Annotated in this window: 14 protein-coding genes; 10 read left to right on the top strand and 4 right to left on the bottom strand. The window is 49.3% G+C overall.

Going from position 1 to position 19,132, the window contains the following annotated elements:
* The first annotated feature begins 19 nt into the window (after positions 1-19).
* The 6 genes from NMQ00_RS03370 (at position 20) to NMQ00_RS03345 (ending at position 9,032) form a co-directional block, all read left to right on the top strand.
* Positions 20-1,471, top strand: a complete 1,452-nt coding sequence (locus NMQ00_RS03370; protein WP_255177927.1) for a 6-phospho-beta-glucosidase — start codon at positions 20-22, stop codon at positions 1,469-1,471.
* Between the two features lie 130 nt (positions 1,472-1,601).
* On the top strand, positions 1,602-3,143 hold the full coding sequence (locus NMQ00_RS03365; protein WP_021066322.1) for a maltose/glucose-specific PTS transporter subunit IIC: 1,542 nt from the start codon (positions 1,602-1,604) through the stop codon (positions 3,141-3,143).
* A 24-nt stretch (positions 3,144-3,167) separates the two neighbouring features.
* On the top strand, positions 3,168-3,974 hold the full coding sequence (locus NMQ00_RS03360) for a MurR/RpiR family transcriptional regulator (RefSeq protein WP_029594836.1): 807 nt from the start codon (positions 3,168-3,170) through the stop codon (positions 3,972-3,974).
* A 2-nt stretch (positions 3,975-3,976) separates the two neighbouring features.
* Positions 3,977-4,672, top strand: a complete 696-nt coding sequence (locus NMQ00_RS03355) for an N-acetylmannosamine-6-phosphate 2-epimerase (RefSeq protein WP_255177926.1) — start codon at positions 3,977-3,979, stop codon at positions 4,670-4,672.
* Between the two features lie 268 nt (positions 4,673-4,940).
* Positions 4,941-6,632 carry a methyl-accepting chemotaxis protein gene (locus NMQ00_RS03350; protein ID WP_255178669.1) on the top strand — a complete coding sequence of 564 codons (1,692 nt, stop codon included), beginning with the start codon at positions 4,941-4,943 and terminating at the stop codon, positions 6,630-6,632.
* A gap of 369 nt (positions 6,633-7,001) precedes the next feature.
* Entirely contained in the window at positions 7,002-9,032 is a 2,031-nt protein-coding gene (locus tag NMQ00_RS03345; RefSeq protein ID WP_255177925.1) for a putative bifunctional diguanylate cyclase/phosphodiesterase, read from the top strand.
* Between the two features lie 86 nt (positions 9,033-9,118).
* Here the strand turns inward: NMQ00_RS03345 and NMQ00_RS03340 are convergent, their stop codons facing one another.
* A complete protein-coding gene (locus NMQ00_RS03340; RefSeq protein ID WP_255177924.1) occupies positions 9,119-10,303 on the bottom strand; it encodes a transglutaminase domain-containing protein in 1,185 nt (394 codons plus the stop codon).
* A gap of 191 nt (positions 10,304-10,494) precedes the next feature.
* On the opposite strand from NMQ00_RS03340, the gene NMQ00_RS03335 reads away from it, so the two are divergent.
* On the top strand, positions 10,495-10,947 hold the full coding sequence (locus NMQ00_RS03335) for a hypothetical protein (RefSeq protein ID WP_255177923.1): 453 nt from the start codon (positions 10,495-10,497) through the stop codon (positions 10,945-10,947).
* Between the two features lie 86 nt (positions 10,948-11,033).
* Here the strand turns inward: NMQ00_RS03335 and tnpB are convergent, their stop codons facing one another.
* A complete protein-coding gene (gene tnpB, locus NMQ00_RS03330) occupies positions 11,034-12,125 on the bottom strand; it encodes an IS200/IS605 family element RNA-guided endonuclease TnpB (RefSeq protein WP_255177922.1) in 1,092 nt (363 codons plus the stop codon).
* Between the two features lie 5 nt (positions 12,126-12,130).
* Complete coding sequence (tnpA, locus tag NMQ00_RS03325; protein WP_255177921.1) at positions 12,131-12,529, bottom strand: IS200/IS605 family transposase; 399 nt, start codon at positions 12,527-12,529, stop codon at positions 12,131-12,133.
* A 215-nt stretch (positions 12,530-12,744) separates the two neighbouring features.
* Here tnpA and NMQ00_RS03320 point away from each other — a divergent pair, with 215 nt between their 5' ends.
* From NMQ00_RS03320 to NMQ00_RS03310, 3 genes are all read left to right on the top strand, one after another.
* A complete protein-coding gene (locus NMQ00_RS03320; RefSeq protein ID WP_255177920.1) occupies positions 12,745-14,250 on the top strand; it encodes a hypothetical protein in 1,506 nt (501 codons plus the stop codon).
* A gap of 16 nt (positions 14,251-14,266) precedes the next feature.
* Positions 14,267-15,592, top strand: a complete 1,326-nt coding sequence (locus NMQ00_RS03315; protein ID WP_255177919.1) for a PDDEXK-like family protein — start codon at positions 14,267-14,269, stop codon at positions 15,590-15,592.
* 122 nt (positions 15,593-15,714) lie between these two features.
* A complete protein-coding gene (locus NMQ00_RS03310) occupies positions 15,715-18,087 on the top strand; it encodes a S8 family peptidase (RefSeq protein ID WP_255177918.1) in 2,373 nt (790 codons plus the stop codon).
* 61 nt (positions 18,088-18,148) lie between these two features.
* On the opposite strand, the gene NMQ00_RS03305 is transcribed toward NMQ00_RS03310, so the two are convergent.
* Positions 18,149-19,120 carry an aldose epimerase family protein gene (locus tag NMQ00_RS03305; protein ID WP_255177917.1) on the bottom strand — a complete coding sequence of 324 codons (972 nt, stop codon included), beginning with the start codon at positions 19,118-19,120 and terminating at the stop codon, positions 18,149-18,151.
* Positions 19,121-19,132 lie beyond the last annotated feature (12 nt).

Genomic DNA, 19,132 nt, shown 5'->3' with positions numbered 1-19,132 from the left:
CTCCCCTACTTTAGAAAGGATGGATTTGATGAGTTTTCCAAACGGATTTTTATGGGGCGGCGCCATCGCCGCGAACCAAGCTGAAGGTGCGTACTTAGAAGGCGGTAAAGGATTGACGACGGTCGACTTGTTGCCGACCGGGAAGAAACGGTTCGACGTCATGTTCGGCGACTTGCCGTCACTCGAACCGGTACCGGGCGAATTTTATCCGTCACATGAGGCCATCGACTTCTATCACCGGTATAAAGAAGATATCGCCTTGTTCGCCGAGATGGGCTTCAAGGCGCTCCGCCTATCCATCTCATGGGCCCGTATCTTCCCGAACAGCGACGACGCCGAGCCGAACGAGGCCGGACTACAGTTTTATGACGACGTCTTCGACGAGCTGTTGAAACATGGCATCGAGCCGGTCGTCACGATCGCCCACTTCGACGTGCCGGTCAGCCTCATCCAAAACTACGGCAGTTGGCGCGACCGTCGCGTCGTCGATTTCTTTGAGACGTACGCGACGACGCTGTTCACCCGCTATAACGGCAAAGTGAAGTATTGGATGACGTTCAACGAGATCAATATGCTGCTGCACTTGCCGTTCATCGGCGCTGGTCTCGTCTTTGAGGACGGAGAGGACAAGCAGCAAGTGAAATATCAGGCGGCGCATCATCAACTCGTCGCGAGCGCGAAAGCGGTCAAGGCGGCGCACGCCATCAATCCCGACATGCAAGTCGGCTGCATGCTCGCGGCCGGCCAGACGTACGCCTACTCGTGCAACCCGGACGACGTCTTGGACGCGATGGACAAGGACCGTGAATCGTTCTTCTTCATCGATGTGCAGTCGCGCGGTGAATACCCGGGCTACGCGAAACGTTTCCTCGACGAAAACGGCATCACACTCCAGATGGAAGACGGTGACCTCGAGCTATTGAAACAGCACACGGTCGACTATATCGGCTTCAGCTATTACGCGAGCCGGACGACGAGCACGGACCCGGAAATCAACGCCTCGACGGAAGGCAACATCTTCAGCTCGCTCGAGAACCCGTTTCTCGAGAAGTCGGAATGGGGCTGGACGATCGATCCGACCGGCTTCCGTATTACGGCGAACCAGCTGTACGACCGTTATCAGAAACCGTTGTTCGTCGTCGAGAACGGGCTCGGTGCCGTCGATACGCCAGACGCGAACGGCTACGTCGAAGACGATTACCGCATCGACTATATGACGAAACATATCGAACAGATGCATGAGGCCATCAAGGATGGCGTCGAGATTCTCGGTTACACGAGTTGGGGTCCAATCGACTTGGTCAGCGCCTCGACCGGCGAGATGAAGAAACGTTACGGTTTCATCTACGTCGACAAAGACAATGAAGGTAACGGGTCCCTCACCCGCTCGAAGAAGAAGAGCTTTGACTGGTACAAGCAAGTCATCGCGACGAACGGCGCCGATGTGACCCCTCCTGTCAAAACCACATAACCATGCGTATCGAACCGGTCCCAATGACTGGTTCGATTTTTTATTAAAAAGATTTTTACCGTAACCGCTTGCATAAAAATATTTTTCATATTATGATTCAGGTGAAAATAATTTTAAGGAGGACTTTTTCATGTCACGTCTATTCGAACGGGCACAACAATTCGGGAAATCATTTATGTTGCCCATCGCTGTCTTACCGGCAGCGGGACTATTACTCGGGATCGGAGGTGCGCTCTCGAACCCGAACACGGTTCAGGCGTATCCATTCCTCGACATCACCTGGCTCCAGCATCTGTTCACCATCATGGCCGCCGCTGGGTCGATCGTCTTCGCCAACTTGGCTGTCCTTTTCGCGATCGGGGTCGCGGTCGGGCTCGCCAAGTCGGACAAAGGGACGGCGGGACTCGCCGCCATGCTTGGTTATCTGATCATGAACGCCACCATCAACGCCATGCTTCAAATCACGGGTGAGTTGATGGAGACGGACCTTGCCAGTGCCGGCCAAGGGATGGCACTCGGGATTCAAACGCTCGAGACAGGCGTCTTCGGCGGAATTCTCATCGGGATTGTGACCGCGCTCTTGCATAACCGCTACAACAAGCAAGTGCTCCCGCAGTTCCTTGGCTTCTTCAGCGGATCGCGCTTCGTGCCGATCATCACGTCGTTCGTCGCCATCGGTGTCGGGATCGCGCTTTACTTCATCTGGCCGACGGTTCAAAGCGGAATCTTCTCGCTAGGTGGACTCGTCGACAAGACAGGGTATATCGGGACGTTCATCTACGGCTTCGTTCTCCGGATGCTCGGACCGTTTGGGTTGCACCACATCTTCTACATCCCGTTTTGGACGACCGGCCTCGGGGGCTCAATGGTCATCGACGGGACGTTGATTGAAGGGACGCAGAAAATCTTCTTCGCCCAGCTCGCCGACCCGAGCACGACGCAGTTCTATGAAGGTACGGCCCGCTTCATGTCAGGTCGCTTCATCACGATGATGTTCGGTCTGCTCGGTGCCGCGCTCGCCATGTACCACTGCGCGAAACCAGAACAGAAGAAAGTCGTCTTCGGTCTCTTGTTCTCAGCGGCGCTCACGTCGTTCTTGACGGGGATCACCGAACCGCTCGAGTTCGCCTTCTTGTTCGTGGCACCGGTCCTCTATTTGGTACACGCCATCTTTGACGGACTCGCCTTCATGATGGCCCACATCTTCGAGATCACGATTGGTCAAACGTTCTCAGGTGGGTTCATCGACTTTATCTTATTCGGGGTTTTACAGGGAAATGACAAGACGAACTGGATGCTCGTACCGGTCATCGGTGCCTTCTGGTTCTTGCTCTACTACGTGACGTTCCGCTTCCTCATCACGAAGTTCAACTTCATGACGCCGGGACGTTCAGACGAGACAGCTGTGAAAGCAGCCGACGTTGACGCATCGGACCGCACGACAGCAATCATCGCCGCTCTCGGTGGAGATGCCAACATCGACACGGTCGACTGCTGTGCGACACGCCTCCGCGTCACCGTCAACGACCATCAGCACGTCCGCGAGGATTTGTTGAAGGCGACGGGCGCCCACGGGGTCGTGCAAAAAGGAAATGGGATTCAAGTAATTTACGGTCCTTCTGTTACAATTATTAAGAATGAAGTCCAAGAGGCGTTAGGCCGGGGCGAATAACGAATTGTGTTGGAGGGAACAGCCGTGTGGGAACAAATGAAAGACGTCTATCCAGAGATGACGGACAGTGAGAAAAAGATTGCCGATTACCTCATGACGAATATGAACGACGCCATCGAGTTGACGATTACTGAGTTGGCGCAAGCCATCCAGACTTCACCTGGGACCGTGACCCGGTTCTGCAAAACGATTGGGGTCGGGAGCTATTCGGCACTGAAGCTCATGATGCAAAAGACATTGACGGAAACGAACTTACCCCAGACGGCGACGTCACTCGAACCGATGCAGCGGTCGTATATCGAATTGATTCAGACGACCGCTCACTTGATCGACCAAGACGAACTGCTCGCCATCTGCGACCATATTCGACGGTGCCGCTCGGTCCACTTATACGGACTCGGTAACGCCGGACTCGTCGCCCAAGAGATGGAGTATCGCTTGCGGCGGATGGGACTGCTCGCGACGACGGCGTTCGATAGCCATAGCATGGTCATGGACGCCTCGATCGCGACGAAAGACGATTTGATTATCGCCTTCTCGAACAGCGGCGAGAGCCGTGAGGTCGTCCAAGCCGTCCAGCTCGCGAAAGAATCGGGCTGCACGACGATCGCCTTCGTCGGCTATCAGCACTCCCCGCTCGCCGAGCTCGTCGACCACCGACTGTTGACGGCCGGTGCGTCGGGCGAGGCGTTCTTGATCAACACACAGCTCCCGCTCCTCTTCACAGCGGACGCGGTGACGAAAACATTGATGGAAACGAATGAAGACTTAAAAGCGCACTATATGAAGACACTAAAAGCGCTCGACCGATTAAAAGAAAGAAGTGATTAATGATGACCGATTTACCAACCGGATTGATCGTCTCGTGCCAGGCACTCGAGGATGAACCGCTCCATAGCGACTACATCATGGGACGGATGGCCATCGCGGCCGTCCAAGGCGGCGCCAAAGGGATCCGTGCCAACTCGGCGAAAGACATCCGTGAAATCAAAAAGCAAGTGAACGTCCCGATCATCGGGATCGTCAAACGCGACTATGCGGACAGTGACGTGTTCATTACGGCGACGATGAAGGAAGTTGAGGAGTTGATTGAAGTCGGCGTCGACGTCATCGCTCTCGATGCGACGCAACGTCTGCGTCCCGGCAACATGACACTGCAAGAGCTCGTCCACGCCATCCGCTCGATTTATCCGAACCAACTGTTGATGGCCGACTGTGCGACGCTTGAGGATTGTATCGAAGCGGACCGAATCGGCTTCGACTACATCTCGACGACGCTACACGGCTATACGGCCGAGACGAACGGTTCGCTCCTCTTCCACGACGACTTCAAGTTCTTGAAGGACGTGCTCGACCACGTCACGCAACCGGTCGTCGCCGAAGGCAACATTTTGACGCCCGAGATGGCGAAACGCTGCATGGACCTCGGCACCCACGCCGTCGTCGTCGGCGGGGCGATCACACGCCCGCAACAGATTACGGCTCGTTTTGACGCCGCACTCACTCTCAACGTGGAAAATACAAAATGATTGATTGACCACTTCCCAATCGGAATTGAGAAGTATAGTTTTTGAGGAGTTTTTAAAGACCTCGACTTGGATGTTCGGGAATCCATTCGAGGTTTTTTGTATGCGATGCACTAAAAAATATAGTATTTCACGGAAATAACAAAATACTAAAAAAACAAAAGCGATATTCAAACTATCGTTTTTAAGCCGATAAGAATGGAGGGAATGGAGGAATTGGAAGATGAGAACTAAAAAAATAGGGACATTAAAAACGAGGATTTTGCAGGTGATGCTGATTTTTATTGGCTTATTGATTATTCTATTCGGGGTGTTTCAGTATATTGGGACGAAGAATACCGTTTTAAAGACCGTCCAATCGGTCCTAATCGATGATGCCAATCGTTTGATTGATGATATGGACAAGTCGGCTTATGCCAAGTTTGTCGAATCTCCGGTTAAAGGAGACGTATATGAACAGTTTCGGGAACAGCTTCATACATATCGTCAACAAAACGGAGCCATGTACATTTACACGGTCGAATTGGACAAAAATCAGGCTCAAATCATCATCGACGGTGCGGAAGCAGATGAAGCTGACGATATCGGAAAGATTCTATCTTCGACGTCACCCGAGAATGTTGAAGCTGCTTTTAATGGAGAAGACGTAGCCACTAGAGTCGTACATGATCCTGAGTATGGAGAATACATCACGGTTCTCGTCCCAATCAAACTAGACGGGAACGTGATTGGTGTCCTCGGACTCGATAAAAAAGCAGATGAAGTCGCCGCAATCACGTCAGATGTGTTGCAAGACATCATCCCTCAAATCGTGTTAGGACTCTTCATTTTAATGAGTGTCGGAACCGCTATCATCTGGCGGTACTTGGATTGGAAGTTAAAACCGTTGAGCATATTGGACCAAGTCGCCAATAAAGTCGCTCATGGAGAACTAGGTGCAGCATCTTCGGTAATTGAGACAATCCACGTCAAGAAGGACGATGAAATCAAGCGGTTGGCGAGTTCGATGCGACAAATGACTGGGACACTGAAGGAACTGGTTTCGGGTATCCAGTCCTCATCAGCCACAGTTTCAAAAGAGAGCGCGAACGTTGCTTCGATTTCCGTCGAGGTGCATGACGCTTCACGTCAAATCGCTTATACGATGGAAGAACTCGCTGGAGGCGTCGAGAATCAAAGTACACTCACGATGAAACTTTACGAGCACATGAACGACTTCGCCTCTCTTGTCAGACATGCGACAGCAGAAGGACAAGAAGTGAGCCAACAAGCAGATCAGGTAGGCGCGGCGACTCTAAAAGGACAAGCTTATATGTCGGAGGCGGTAGATCAGATGACATATATCCATGCACAGATCACACAGTCACAAGGACAAGTGAAAGATTTTGAAAGACAAGCAGACGAGGTGACGCAACTCGTGACCTTAATCCGACAAATTTCAGAACAGACAAACCTACTTGCACTCAATGCCGCCATCGAAGCGGCGCGCGCTGGTGAGCATGGAAAAGGATTCGCTGTCGTTGCTGCCGAGATTCGTATGTTATCAGATGAAGTGTCTCAGTCAGTAAGTGAAATCTCAGAAATTGCGGCGAACGTTAAACGGAATTCTGTTGACCTAGATCGTGCTTTCACAGAGAGCCGCTCGGCAACAGAGACAGGTAAGCAAACGCTTGAGTCGACGAAAGTCGCGTTTGAAGACATCGAAATGAGTGTCCGTGAGATGCGTTCACTCAGTCATTCGATGCAAACCAGACTAGGAAATGTGGAGACGAATCAAAAAGCCATTGAGCAAGGACTATCTGATATTGCTTCGATTTCCGAAGAAAGCACAGCCGGGAACGAGGAAGTGGCAGCGTCTACTGAACAGTTGGCCGTGACGAGTGATACGATGAACCAGTTTGTGAAAGAACTGTCAACGACAGCTATAGACATGGAAACTATGAGCCAACAGTTCAAACTGTAGATGACAATGTTTTCACCATATGATTTCCCCCTGAGAGTATCCCCACCCCCTCTCAGGGATTTTCGTATGGAGATTGATGAAAAAATGAAACAAAGTGACTATTCACATCGGGAACACACATCATCGAACTAATAATTAATAGAGAGGATTAATCCCATGAGGACAAACAAACATAGGCGGTCCCCCTTATCTTTATATTTAACGATCAGTGGAATTTTTCTGATCTGTACGATAATGCTTATGTTGCTCGATCAGCGCCATCCTCTAGGACACAGCGCCTTCCCGTTTTTCGCAAGCGTGATTGGTTTGAGCTGGATAATCATGGCGTTGCGTCGCCACCCTACCCGTCCACGGTATTGGTGGTACATCTTGCTGGCATTGGTCACTTTGACTCTCGGTAACTTCATTTGGCTACTGCTCGACATGCAGTACTTGAACCCGTCAAGACGCTTTGTCGCGAACTTGTTCTGGATTATGTCCTATCCATTATTTTTAATGGCACTCGTCAATCGAACCCAGACAGGAGGATTTTTACTCAGTGATCGCCATTATCGATTCAATCTCTCCATCTACATGATCGTGGCTATGTCCGTCAGCTATCATTTTTTAATTCAGCCGTTCCATCTAGCAGCTGACTATCCGTTCCACATTTATGCGATCACGTTCGTTTATCAATTCGTCGATCTAGGCATCCTGTTTCTCGGCATCATTCTCTACTATATGGTCCAAGCCGGAAAAACGGAGCGCGCAGTCTTATTTTTGGTGACCGGACTAATCCTACAGGCGACAGCCGATGTCATGATGGTCGTTTCATATCCTGACACCACCTCGACCATGTATCTGTTATGGACGATTGCCCCTCTTTTCATCGGGTTGACCGGGTTGCTATATCGGGAACGGCCGTCGGATACATGGAAAGAGCATAGGACGATTCTGAATCCCGAATATGAACTGTATTTGCCTTATGCGAGCGGAATCTTATTGATTGTGCTCGTCATAAATAGCTATGATTGGCATTTCAACGTGTTGAGCGTCGCCTTGATTGTCACGTATTTTTTAATTGTCGGGAGACAATTTTTCATGATTCGAGAGAATAAACAGATTCTATCTCAAATGGAGTATTTGGCGTTTCACGACAGCCTGACCAGCTTGCCCAATCGCCATAGTCTCATCACCGATCTAAAACGACACGTATCGTCTGAGCACGAGCGTTTGGCTTTACTGATGATCGATTTGGACCGGTTCAAATATATCAATGATTCGCTCGGTCATCAGATTGGTGATCGTGTGCTGATTGCCGTTGCCGAGCATATCGGGCTAATCATCAAGGAGAAGGAGCGTCTCTATCGACTTGGCGGGGACGAGTTCGTCGTCTTGTTACGCAACGGCTCAGAAGAACACGCCCGCTTCTTTGCGAACGCCTTACTCGATCTCTTCGTAATCGACATGACGGTCGCCGGAAAAACGATGAACCTTACCCCGAGCATCGGCATCAGTCTATTCCCTGACCACTCGAAAAACGCAGAGGATTTGTTGACGAAGGCCGATGTCGCCATGTATGAGGTGAAAGAGAATGGCAAGAACAATTATCTCGTGTTCGACAGCGAGATGATGACCAAAATCCAACGCAAGATGGAAATCGAAAAAGCATTGAAGTACGCGCTCGAGGAAAAGCAATTCCATCTTGTCTATCAACCAAAAATCAATTTACAGTCTGGCCAATTGGATGGGGTAGAGGCGCTGTTGCGCTGGCATCATTCTAGACTAGGCATCATCTCGCCGATGGAGTTTATTCCTGCAGCGGAAGAGACTGGGATGATTGTCGACATCGGGTGCTGGGTCATGCGGAAGGCGTGTGAGCAAGTGAAAGCTTGGCAGTCTCTTGGTCCGACCGAGTTGCACGTCGCCGTAAACGTCTCTGTCATTCAGTTAGAGGACGATGCATTCATCGATTCGGTCAGACACATCCTCGACCAGACGAAGCTCGGTCCACATTGTCTTGAACTTGAAATCACCGAATCCATCATGCAGAACACGAAAGACACGACAATTATCTTGCATCAGTTGAAAGAACTCGGTGTCCGAACTTCAATTGATGATTTCGGTACGGGGTATTCTTCCTTGCATGTCCTTCAACATCTGCCGATTGATGCGTTAAAGATTGATCAATCGTTTGTGAGAGGATTGGACGAATCGGCATCTTCGCCGATGGTCAAAACCATCATCGAGCTTGGGTTGAACCTCGATTTGGACATCATCGCCGAAGGGATCGAGACCGATTTCCAACTACAATTTCTCAAGCAAAACGGCTGTACGCTCGGCCAAGGGTACCTACTCTCCAAACCGCTAGATAGAGCAGACTTTGAACGATATTTGAAGACATTCTCGGCCATCCATTGAGACAATTGAAGATGGCACAAAAACTCTGAATGCGCACGTTCGAGTGCCGCCATTCAGGGTTTTTAATATATTCCTAAGTTAACGAGTTACCGGAAGTCAGCTATTGAGGTTACCGGATAATCTCCGACCTCCCATGTATGATCTTTCTGAAGCGTCGCATCGGACACCAAGAAATAATCGTACCCGACCTCACCCGGCCGGTTCGGCACCGGATCGTTCCACGTCGTGTCCAAGTGGTACCATGCGCCGTCGAGCTTCACGAGATTCCACGCATGTAGTTCCGTCCCAGCCTCTCCAGAGATATATCGTGCTTCCACCCCTGCCGCTTCTAATAGAAGTAACGTCGTTAACGCGTATCCTTCGCACACTCCTTCCCCATTGAAGAGAATCGAATACGGCGTGTACGGACTCGCTCGGCTGTCTAACTTGTAGGCCGTGTTCAGGACGACATAGTCGTTTATGTATTTCACTTTCTCGTAATCATTCAGCCCGTCCGGCATATCGGCGATGACTTGGTCGACTCTCGCTTCAATCTGTTTCGCTTCCTCGATGTTCATATCGTAAGCCAACTCGACATCCAGGTCGACATAGCCGCCATGGTCGCGATACTCCGTCTCTCCGCCGCGTGACAGGCGGAACACGTAAATATGGTTCATCTCGAGCCAGTCCCACGCCTCGTCCATCGTCTGTTCAAAGTCTCGACTCTTACCAATATAGCGGATGCTGAACGTTTCATCGAATTGACTCATATGATAGGCGAGTGCCTGACCAAGTTCCTCTGGTGATGAGACTTGCGCCGGCAACTCGAACGTCTCGTCGAGAATCGTAGCCGATGAACTCGCCACTTGTGTTGAACCGGGCCAATCCATCGTTTGCGCCTCATGATAGGCTGCATACCCACCGACTAGACTCACCGTCAACATCATCAACGCCAACGCGCTCCGCCCCGTCACAGTCACCGAAGACCAGATGGCCGATCGTTTGTTTTTGATCAATCGATTCAGCTCATCGCTCACCACTTGCTCCAATTCGGGTCGCTTCATCTTCACTTTCGAATGGACTTGAAACACGACTGTCCGATAGACCGGGTCGAGCAGGTCAAACTGTCGGGCCGGGTGATGCTCTGCCTGTTTCAATTCATCGCGAATCATTTGAAGTTCTCGTCGCAAAGCCCGATGGACGAGTCTTGTCGCACGTCCCGTCCAAAACAAGAGCACGGCCACTCCTCCGCTTAACCCAACAATCAAGATATACATTATCATCTTCACCATAGCCGCTCCTCGCATCGTTGTTTACCAGCTAGAATATTTTCCCTACCTGCCATTCTCTATAAGTATATAATAACTGTATAAACAATATATGGAAGGTGATATTTGATGAATATTAATACATATTTGAAAGAATACGCCCACACCTTGCTCGGTGACGGCACGCACATCGCCCCGAGCGTACCCGACAAAAATTGAATGGAGCCATTAAAAATTACGCGGAAGACGCCATCCCGGAACATGTCATCGTCTTATACGACTCGACGCTCTTCAAGAGCGGCAAAGAAGGCATGTTGTTTTTGGGTGACCGCTTCTATTTCAAACCGTTGCTCGAAAAACCGATTTGCGTCTACTACAAAGATTTGCAGCGCGTCGATTTGGACCGCAAAGTCACGTATAAGAATGACAAACGAAAAGAGAAACTTCACATCGTCATGCACACTGAGCAATATGATTACAGTCTGTCCGACAAACTCGCAACGTATAACATCGAAGGCGTCGTCGAGCTATTGAACGGGATTGCCGCGTTAAAAGATCAAGAAGACGAACTCGTCAACGTCTCGCAAGTGACACCGCTCGCCGACTTGCCGGAAACGTATAAGCTCACTTATGTGAACTACTCACCACTTATTTGCTTCGCGAATTGAAGTGGGAGCTTCTTGGGAAGACCGTACTTTTACTAGCCACGATTGTTTACCAAGCTCGTCGGGCAAGTCCCTGCCCTGAAGGTTTTTTAGTCAGCTAACATCAACAAGTTGATGCTCGCGTTGATATCTCGATCATGATGAGCGCCACAAGTACACGTCCATTCACGGACGTCCATAGTCTTCTTCTGGCCTTTCTCGCCGCAAGAAGAACATATTTGGGTTGATGCAAACCACTGGTCTGCTTTAATAAGCGTTCGACCATAGAACTTACATTTGTACTCCAATTGGCGGACGAACTCGTACCAACTTACGTCTCCAATAGACTTAGCTACCTTGTGGTTCTTCATCATATTCTTAGATTTCAATGTCTCCACGACGATGACTTGGTTCTCGTCAACGATTTGTTTCGACAACTTATGAAGAAAGTCTTTACGTTGATTTGCGATCTTCTCGTGCTTCTTGGCGAGAATCAGCTTGGCTTTTTCTCGATTCTTGCTTCCTATTTTCTTACGAGACAAAGCTCGCTGTGCCTTCTCGACCTTTTCTTCCGACTTGCGAAGGAAACGAGGGTTGTCGATCTTCTCAGAAACCATGTCATCATTTGTCATGATGGCGAAGTGTTCTAACCCGAGGTCGATGCCGATTTTGTTCTTAGCAGGAATCCACTTTTCTTCACCTTGATTGACAAGAATGGAGACGAAGAACTTGCCTGTCTTCGTCATCGAGATTGTCGCGGACTTGATGATTCCCTCGAAAGAACGATGTTGTTTGAACTTCACGAAGCCGATCTTAGGAAGTTTCACCTTCCCGTCCTCGATCCGGACGTTCCCGTTCTGATTGTTGGTCGTGTAGGAGGCACGGTCGCTGTGCTTCGATTTGAACTTCGGGAACCCCACAGATTTGTCGCGGAAGAAGTTGGCATACGCCTTATTTAAGTCCATCTGGGCATTCGCCAGAGACAAGCTATCGACTTCTTTCAAGAAAGGGAATTCGGGCTTATACTTCGCCGGGGTCGGGAGCTTCTGCTTTGCGTCGGGGTTCAGCTTCGACTCTTCATACAGTCGGATCCGTTCTTCGAGCATCTTGTTGTAGACGAAACGGACGCAACCGAACGTCTTCATGAAGGATTCTCGTTGCGGTTTCGTCGGGTATAGTCGAAACTTGTACGCCCTCAGCAAAGTGATCACTCCTTTCCTTGTTTTTCGATGTATTGCCTGATGACGTCGACCGTCGCACCGCCGGTCGTCACGAGGCAGTAGCTTCGAGACCAGAACATTTCTTTCCACAGTCGTATCTTGACGTGTGGAAAGTCTCGTTTGATCAGTCGGCTACTGGCGCTCTTGTAGGCGTTCAGAAACTTCGACATCTCTGTGTTCGGGTGAGCCTTGAACAACACATGGATATGATCACCGTCATGATTCCATTCGGTCAGTGTGATATGGTATGACGCGCCGATCCGTTCGAACGTCTGTCTCGCGAACTCCGAGACGTCGTCGTCAATCACCTTGCGTCTATATTTGACTACCAAGACGAGGTGGTAATTCAGAAGAAAGACTGAATGTTTATTTGTGTCCATTTTCATTGATATATCAGTCCTTTTGATTGGTTACACTGATTATATCAAGCACATACAATTTTGCCAAGACGGGCGATTCATCTCCCACCTACGCTGGGCTTCGCCCCCAGACGCTTAGAGGAGGGAGAATTCTCGCCTGATTTAGTTAAAATGTCAGGTGGCGGTCTGGCCGAAGTGACCGGTGGGGCGAAGCGTCTCGTAAAGAACGTCTTCGGTGATAAATGAACCGGTCCGAACAAGACATCATTGATAAGGCAAAAGCGTTACTCGTCCAGCAACATCAAGCCGCACAGGCCAAGCAACGTTTAGGTGACATCCATTCACACTTACATCAACTTGAAGATACGCAAGATGCTCAATCGGCAGCACTCGACAACTTGTTCGACGACATGATGCGACTCATGAATGGACAGGTACCAGAAACAGCTTCACCTCAGTTGGCACCGCTAGCCGTCCCAACATTCGACGACCTGGAACCTGTCCAAGTATCGGACGTCTCTTGGAATATGTATTTGACCGAACTCGATATGTATGCGGCGCGACATGATGTGACCGGGCTCGACGATCCGTTCGCCCATCTGTTGACGGCACGACAGCGTCACGATTTGGCGACAACGTTCAAAGAAGAGTTCTTGCTGAAGGAAGCGGCATGTGACCGCTACGATTATATGATGGCGTCCTTCAGCGGTCTTGTCGCTGGGTTGATTGACAGTTTCTTCGTCGGCTCCCCGACAGACAGTAAACTCGGGAAGTGGTCAGATGAGAAGGTCGACAACGTCGTGATCAAATTTGCGAATCTCGTCTGGAAACAAGATAAAAAGAACGGAGCCCGCCTCCGTAAGCAACCGGATTCGATCGCGAGCGCCATTGGTTTTTTGGAGCGCCGTTTCAAAGTGAACTATGACGCGCGGTATGCGCAGGATTTGAAGATGGGCGAAGCCACACTGAATATGCGTCCGTCGGACCACCATTTGAAATCGCTCGCCCACGCACCGGACATCATTGGCTTATTCTTCTCGATTTTGGATCAGTTCACAGACAAGGCAAGCTTCGTCTCGGACGGTCGCCTGCTTCGGCTCGAGCCAAAAGAAGATGGTACGCAAAGGCTACAAGGTGGCAACCTACTGGCTAAGCTGTTCGCCGGGTTTGCCAACTGGTTCGGTCACCTCTTATCTGACGTATCAGGTTCGAGTGGTGTGCGCGGTCACGACAACGGTCGTCGCGGCGCCGGTATCCCGCTCCCGTTCTTTGAGCTGTTCCAATTCGCCGACTTTGGACAAGTTTCGCATAAAGGACAGACACTCTCGTTTGCCGACTTCTCGACGAAAGTGTTCGAGAGTGGCTATGATGCACGTCACGGTGTGGCGATGGCGGTACCGGTCGTCTTCAACGAACTCGTCATCCGTCTGCTTTGGGGCTTGAAGAGCCTGTTTTATCACAAGAACGGTTGGCTCGAATCGATTCCCGTCGGCAATAAACCGACGCTCCGGAAGATGCTGCTCGTCGGCCACGGTGCGCTATGCCTGACCGATGGAATGGACGCCTATATCCGAAGTGGTAACGTCCCGATGTTATTTGCGACGCGTTTGAACTACGTCGCCTGGAGCCGCTTCGCGTTCGCCTCGATGCAAGAACTGAAGCATGTGCTCGGGAAAGACGTGTACGACTGGAAAGCAGTTGATGCCCACCTTGAGCAAGAATGGAAAAAGCTTAGCGGCGAATATTGATGATAAAGGAGTTCTTATGACTTATTCACTCGACACCATCTTACAACTCGAAAACTCGACCGAATTCAACCGTCTCCACCAGCAGTTCCATCAATTCAATCCGCTCAAGGTGCTCCGCGTCGATCAGTACGAGATTCGTCACTCGAACGTCCTCGCCTGGCTGTTCGACCCGAACGAGAACCATCGGCTCGGTAGCTTCTTTTTGCGGAAAGTCTTGATGAACTTAATCACGAAGCCGGAGAACGAAGAAAAGATCGTCGGCATCGACTATTTACCATTCCTTCACGCCCCACTCTCGGACGTCACGGTCCATCGCGAGTGGTGGACCGGGAATGGCTCAATCGACTTATTGATCGATATTCCATCGCTGAACTTGATGTTGCTCATCGAAAACAAGTTTCATTCGAACGAGTCGGCCGGCCAACTCAGTCATTACTTTGACCACGTCCACGAGACATTTCCGAATCGGAACATCTTGCCGGTCTATTTGACGCTCTCGAGTGATGCCCCGTCTCACAACGACTATTGGTTCCTCGACTATGAGGACGTCCGTCTGATGATCACCCAAGAACTCGAGTTGAACCGTGCGACAATCGCCGACAATATTTACGACTTTCTAACGTATTATATCGCGCTACTCGAGGAACGGCTCGTCGATGACGAGGAGACGATGAACACGGCGCTCGAGCTGTATCAAGATTATGCCTCCGCGATTCATTTGTTGTATGCGAATGCCAATCCGGCAAAGCATAAACAAATCGAGCTACGCCAAGCTGTCAAAACGCTTGATACGTTCGACGCGGAGACGAGACGACATCTCCTGCTTATCTATAACCGCAAGCGACAAACCATCGACTATATCTTTAAAACCGGCGGCAACATCGTCCACCAAGCGTTCCTCGAGTTTGTGAACGAACAGGCGATCATGACCTACTCCGCACACACTCGCGTGCCGAACTTCGTTATGAACGATTGGCTACCGTACTTGGAACAGATGGACCGATTGAACCGCTATTGGCTCAACTACGGACTGATCATCTGGTTCGAACGGAAAGGTAGCAAGCGTCTTAAACTCTATGTGGAAGTTGGACCGATTGATTATGCCGAACGTCTCCCGCTTCTGGAGGCACTCGAAGCGAAAAACATCTCGTTTTGGAAGTCCGGAAAACAAGAAGGGAAAAAGTTCACCCGCATTTACACTGAGATGACCGACGTTCCCGATTGGACGAATGCAACTGTCGTGAAAGAAGCAATGACGTCACTGATTGACGACTCATCGTTCCGTTCGTTTAGCGAAATGGTGACCGACGTGTTCGCTAGTTTGTATATCATCAAAGCATGATACATAAAATCACTCTATTTGCCATGATAAATGTAATTAAAAGTATTATCATTTATTCAAAAAGTAAATATTACCTTTTTGTGGTATTTTTATAAGAACCAATGATTGTGGGAGGATGAGGAATGATGTGGGCGAAATGGGCAATTGGTCTTCTTTTTGTATCAGGGGCTATAGGTTGGTCAGATGTTACGAGTGCGGAAGGTACTAAAGAACAAATTGATCGAGTCATTGTTCAAGTTAAAGGAAATAATGTGACAAACACATCACAAGAAATGCTTGTAAAGAAAACAAGTAATTCTTCAGCAATTTATACAGTAGACGTACCGACAGAGAAAACGTTGAGTGAATATATTAGTGAGTTAAAGTCCCAACCAGAAGTAGTAAGAGTAGAACCTGATTATCTTTTACAACACGCTTATACACCAAATGATTCGGATTTATTTCTTCAATCACACCACAAAAATATTGAGACAAAAGAGGCTTGGAATAGAACAAAGGGATCGACAAACGTCATTGTTGCTGTGATTGATGATGGAATTGATTTATATCATGAGGATTTAGAAAATAACATCATTCATCCCTTTGACATGGTTGAAGGTTGGGATGAGACAATTCCAGTGGGCGAACACGGAACACACGTCGCGGGAATCATCGCTGGTCAAATTGATAATTACACAGGAGGAGCAGGAGTTGCTCCAAAAACAAAAATCATGCCTATCAATGTATTTGAAGGGGACGGCGCTTACTCTTCAGATGTCATCAAAGCCATTTATTATGCGGTAGACAATGGCGCTGACATCATTAATATGAGTTTAGGTAGTTATTATTACAGCTGGTTAAATCAAGAAGCTATTAAATACGCACATGATGCTGGAGTAGTGATCGTTGCAGCAGCTGGAAACGATGCGACAGACGATCCATGGTACCCTGCCGCTTACGAACATGTGGTATCCGTTGCCTCGACGACATCATGGGATTCACCGTCTTATTTCTCAAACTATGGGTCGACAATTGATATTTCAGCCCCAGGTAGCTCTATTTACTCGACATTACCCTATGATAGCTACGGTGTGATGAGCGGAACTTCCATGGCATCTCCTGTCGTCGCCGGTGTTGCAGCACTAATTAAAGCGAACGCCCCCTCTTTAACAGGCGATCAAATCGTTAAACGTTTGATTGATACGGCGGATGATCTCGGAGCACGAGGAAAAGATGACGATTACGGATACGGTCGTGTCAATGCGTCAGCAGCCGTCAATACGTCAATGTACGGTCCAGTTGTCGTGGACGCATTTACAGATCAAGCAACGCAAGTGACGGGACAACTTCCATATGATGTCCCAGGAGGCACTATTTACGTATACAATGCTTCAAAACAGGTCATAGGCCAACTCAAACAAAGTCAAAAAGGCAAGTTTACAATTCCAGTTCCAAAACAAACAGGCGGCTCCACTCTCTATGTAGCGGTAGAAGACACCCAAAAGAACAGAAGCTCCGTGACAACGTTTAAAGTCATCGATAAAACGGCTCCGGTCGCGCCAAAAGTCTCAGCGTTCTCTGATGCGATGACTGTACTTACTGGTACAGCTGAGAGTAAAAGCACGGTCATCGTTATGAACGGAAGCAAAAAAGTGGGTCAAGCGACATCTGTTTCCGGAAAATTTTCAGTAAAACTAGCTAAACAAAAAGCAGGATCCACATTGACGGTTTATGTAATAGATGCCGCTAAAAACAAGAGCAAGTCGGTACTTGTTAAAGTAACAGATAAAACGGCACCTCCTACACCAACATCTAGTAGTGTAAATACGAAAAGCACGAGCCTGACGGGAAAAACGGAAGCCAAGGCATTGGTGTACCTCTATAAAGGGAAAACAAAAGTCGCTAGTACAAAAGCTGACTCAAAAGGTCTTTTCAAATTTACATTCAAGACACAAACAAGCGGGACCAAGTTCTCACTCTATGCTGTTGATGCTGCGAAAAATAAAAGCAAGCTAAAGACAATTACCGTCACTGTCTTCAAAACGAGTAATGCTACTTATTTGAAGCAACATTACGCAGCTGCGAAAAAAGGCACGATGTATAAGGCAGAGGCAAAATTGTATGACCGCATGAAAATAACAGGGAAAAATGCATCTTATGGATACTATCAAACAGGCTGTTGCGTATTCGGAAAAGTAAAAGGACCTTTTATCTATGGGACGATTGGATACGATGACAAATATCCGAATCATATTGGTGACATCATGACGATGCCATCTTTCGATAATCGAAAAGTTAAATTGACGGAAGTGACAAGCGCGCTTGGAGCACCAAAGGTCCATAGGAAGTTCCCGAAAAATGAAACCCATACAAGTGCGTATTTTGTAAGTAATAAATTGATCATGAGCTATGAGAATGCAGGAACTGTGGAGTACAAACCAACAAAAAAGACGACATTTTGGGCAGATTATGACTCGAATGGATATGTCAGAGCATTTGGATTAAGATACTTTTAAAAACTGTATGTGATGTAAACAAAGGCCTGACGGCGCGTAACGCGCTGTCAGGCCTGCTTTTTCACTCCACCCCAAACCGATAAACCGTCCTCGAGTGATACAACTCCTCGGGTTTCAGTTCGATCGATGTGGCGATGTCTGGATGGTTCGGTGCGTCCGGGAACGCCTGTGCTTCTAAACAGATCGCACTATGCTTCTGCCGTCCCTCGAGCGTGACCGGTGTCTCTTCACTGAGGAAGTTTGCCGTATAGACGACCATGACCGGCTGGTTCGTTTCGACGTCCATGACGCGTCCGCTCACCGGGTCATGCAACCGGGTCACCCTCTCCTTCAACAGGAACGGATGATCAAGTCCCCCAGCCTTGACGATGGCTTCGTCCTCCGATGTAATCGCCTCACCGACTGGCTTCCCATTACGGAAGTCGAACGGCGTCGCCTTCACTTCAAGCAACTCGCCCGTCGGCAGTGACTCGTCATCGAGTTTTGCGACATGATCGGCTGGTAACGTCAACACATGGTCATGAATCGTCGGCCGTCCACCGAGATTGAAATAGTTGTGATGGTTCAAGTTGACCCACGTCCGTTTGTCCGTCTGGGCCGTCATCGTGACGACGAGCTCGTTGTCGTCCGTCAATTCATAGACGACCTTGAACGTGACGTTGCCGGGATACCCTTCTTCCCCATCCGGACTGAGATAAGTGAACGTGATCGCCTGCCCCTCGACGTTCATGTCCCAGTGCCGGGCCGTGATGCCGTCGTCTCCGCCGTGGATATGATGCGGGGCCTCGCTTGGGGTCAAGGCCACCCCATCAATCTCCGCATTGCGGATCCGCCCGGCAATCCGTCCGACGACAGAACCGAGATAGACCGGGTTCTCCAGGTATTGCTCGGGACTGTCGTACTTCAAAATGACAGAGTCCATATTCCCGTCACGGTCCGGTGCCGTCAACTCGGTCATGGCACACCCGTAAGAAATGGCCGATAAACGCATGCCGTTCTTATTTTCAATCGTTGCTTCTCTCAACTGGCTCACCTACTTCGATTC

Origin of the sequence: Exiguobacterium aurantiacum (genome assembly GCF_024362205.1) — a bacterium.
Taxonomy (GTDB): domain Bacteria; phylum Bacillota; class Bacilli; order Exiguobacteriales; family Exiguobacteriaceae; genus Exiguobacterium; species Exiguobacterium aurantiacum_B.
This window is presented reverse-complemented; position numbering and strand designations above follow the sequence as displayed.

What these genes read in the sequence shown, in the direction of transcription:
- NMQ00_RS03370 (WP_255177927.1), top strand. Translation starts at nt 20, where the DNA reads ATGGATTTGATGAGTTTTCCAAACGGATTTTTATGGGGCGGCGCCATC.
- NMQ00_RS03365 (WP_021066322.1), top strand. Translation starts at nt 1,602, where the DNA reads ATGTCACGTCTATTCGAACGGGCACAACAATTCGGGAAATCATTTATG.
- NMQ00_RS03355 (WP_255177926.1), top strand. Translation starts at nt 3,977, where the DNA reads ATGACCGATTTACCAACCGGATTGATCGTCTCGTGCCAGGCACTCGAG.
- NMQ00_RS03350 (WP_255178669.1), top strand. Translation starts at nt 4,941, where the DNA reads ATGCTGATTTTTATTGGCTTATTGATTATTCTATTCGGGGTGTTTCAG.
- NMQ00_RS03340 (WP_255177924.1), bottom strand. Translation starts at nt 10,303, where the DNA reads ATGGTGAAGATGATAATGTATATCTTGATTGTTGGGTTAAGCGGAGGA.
- tnpA (WP_255177921.1), bottom strand. Translation starts at nt 12,529, where the DNA reads ATGAAAATGGACACAAATAAACATTCAGTCTTTCTTCTGAATTACCAC.
- NMQ00_RS03320 (WP_255177920.1), top strand. Translation starts at nt 12,745, where the DNA reads ATGAACCGGTCCGAACAAGACATCATTGATAAGGCAAAAGCGTTACTC.
- NMQ00_RS03315 (WP_255177919.1), top strand. Translation starts at nt 14,267, where the DNA reads ATGACTTATTCACTCGACACCATCTTACAACTCGAAAACTCGACCGAA.
- NMQ00_RS03310 (WP_255177918.1), top strand. Translation starts at nt 15,715, where the DNA reads ATGATGTGGGCGAAATGGGCAATTGGTCTTCTTTTTGTATCAGGGGCT.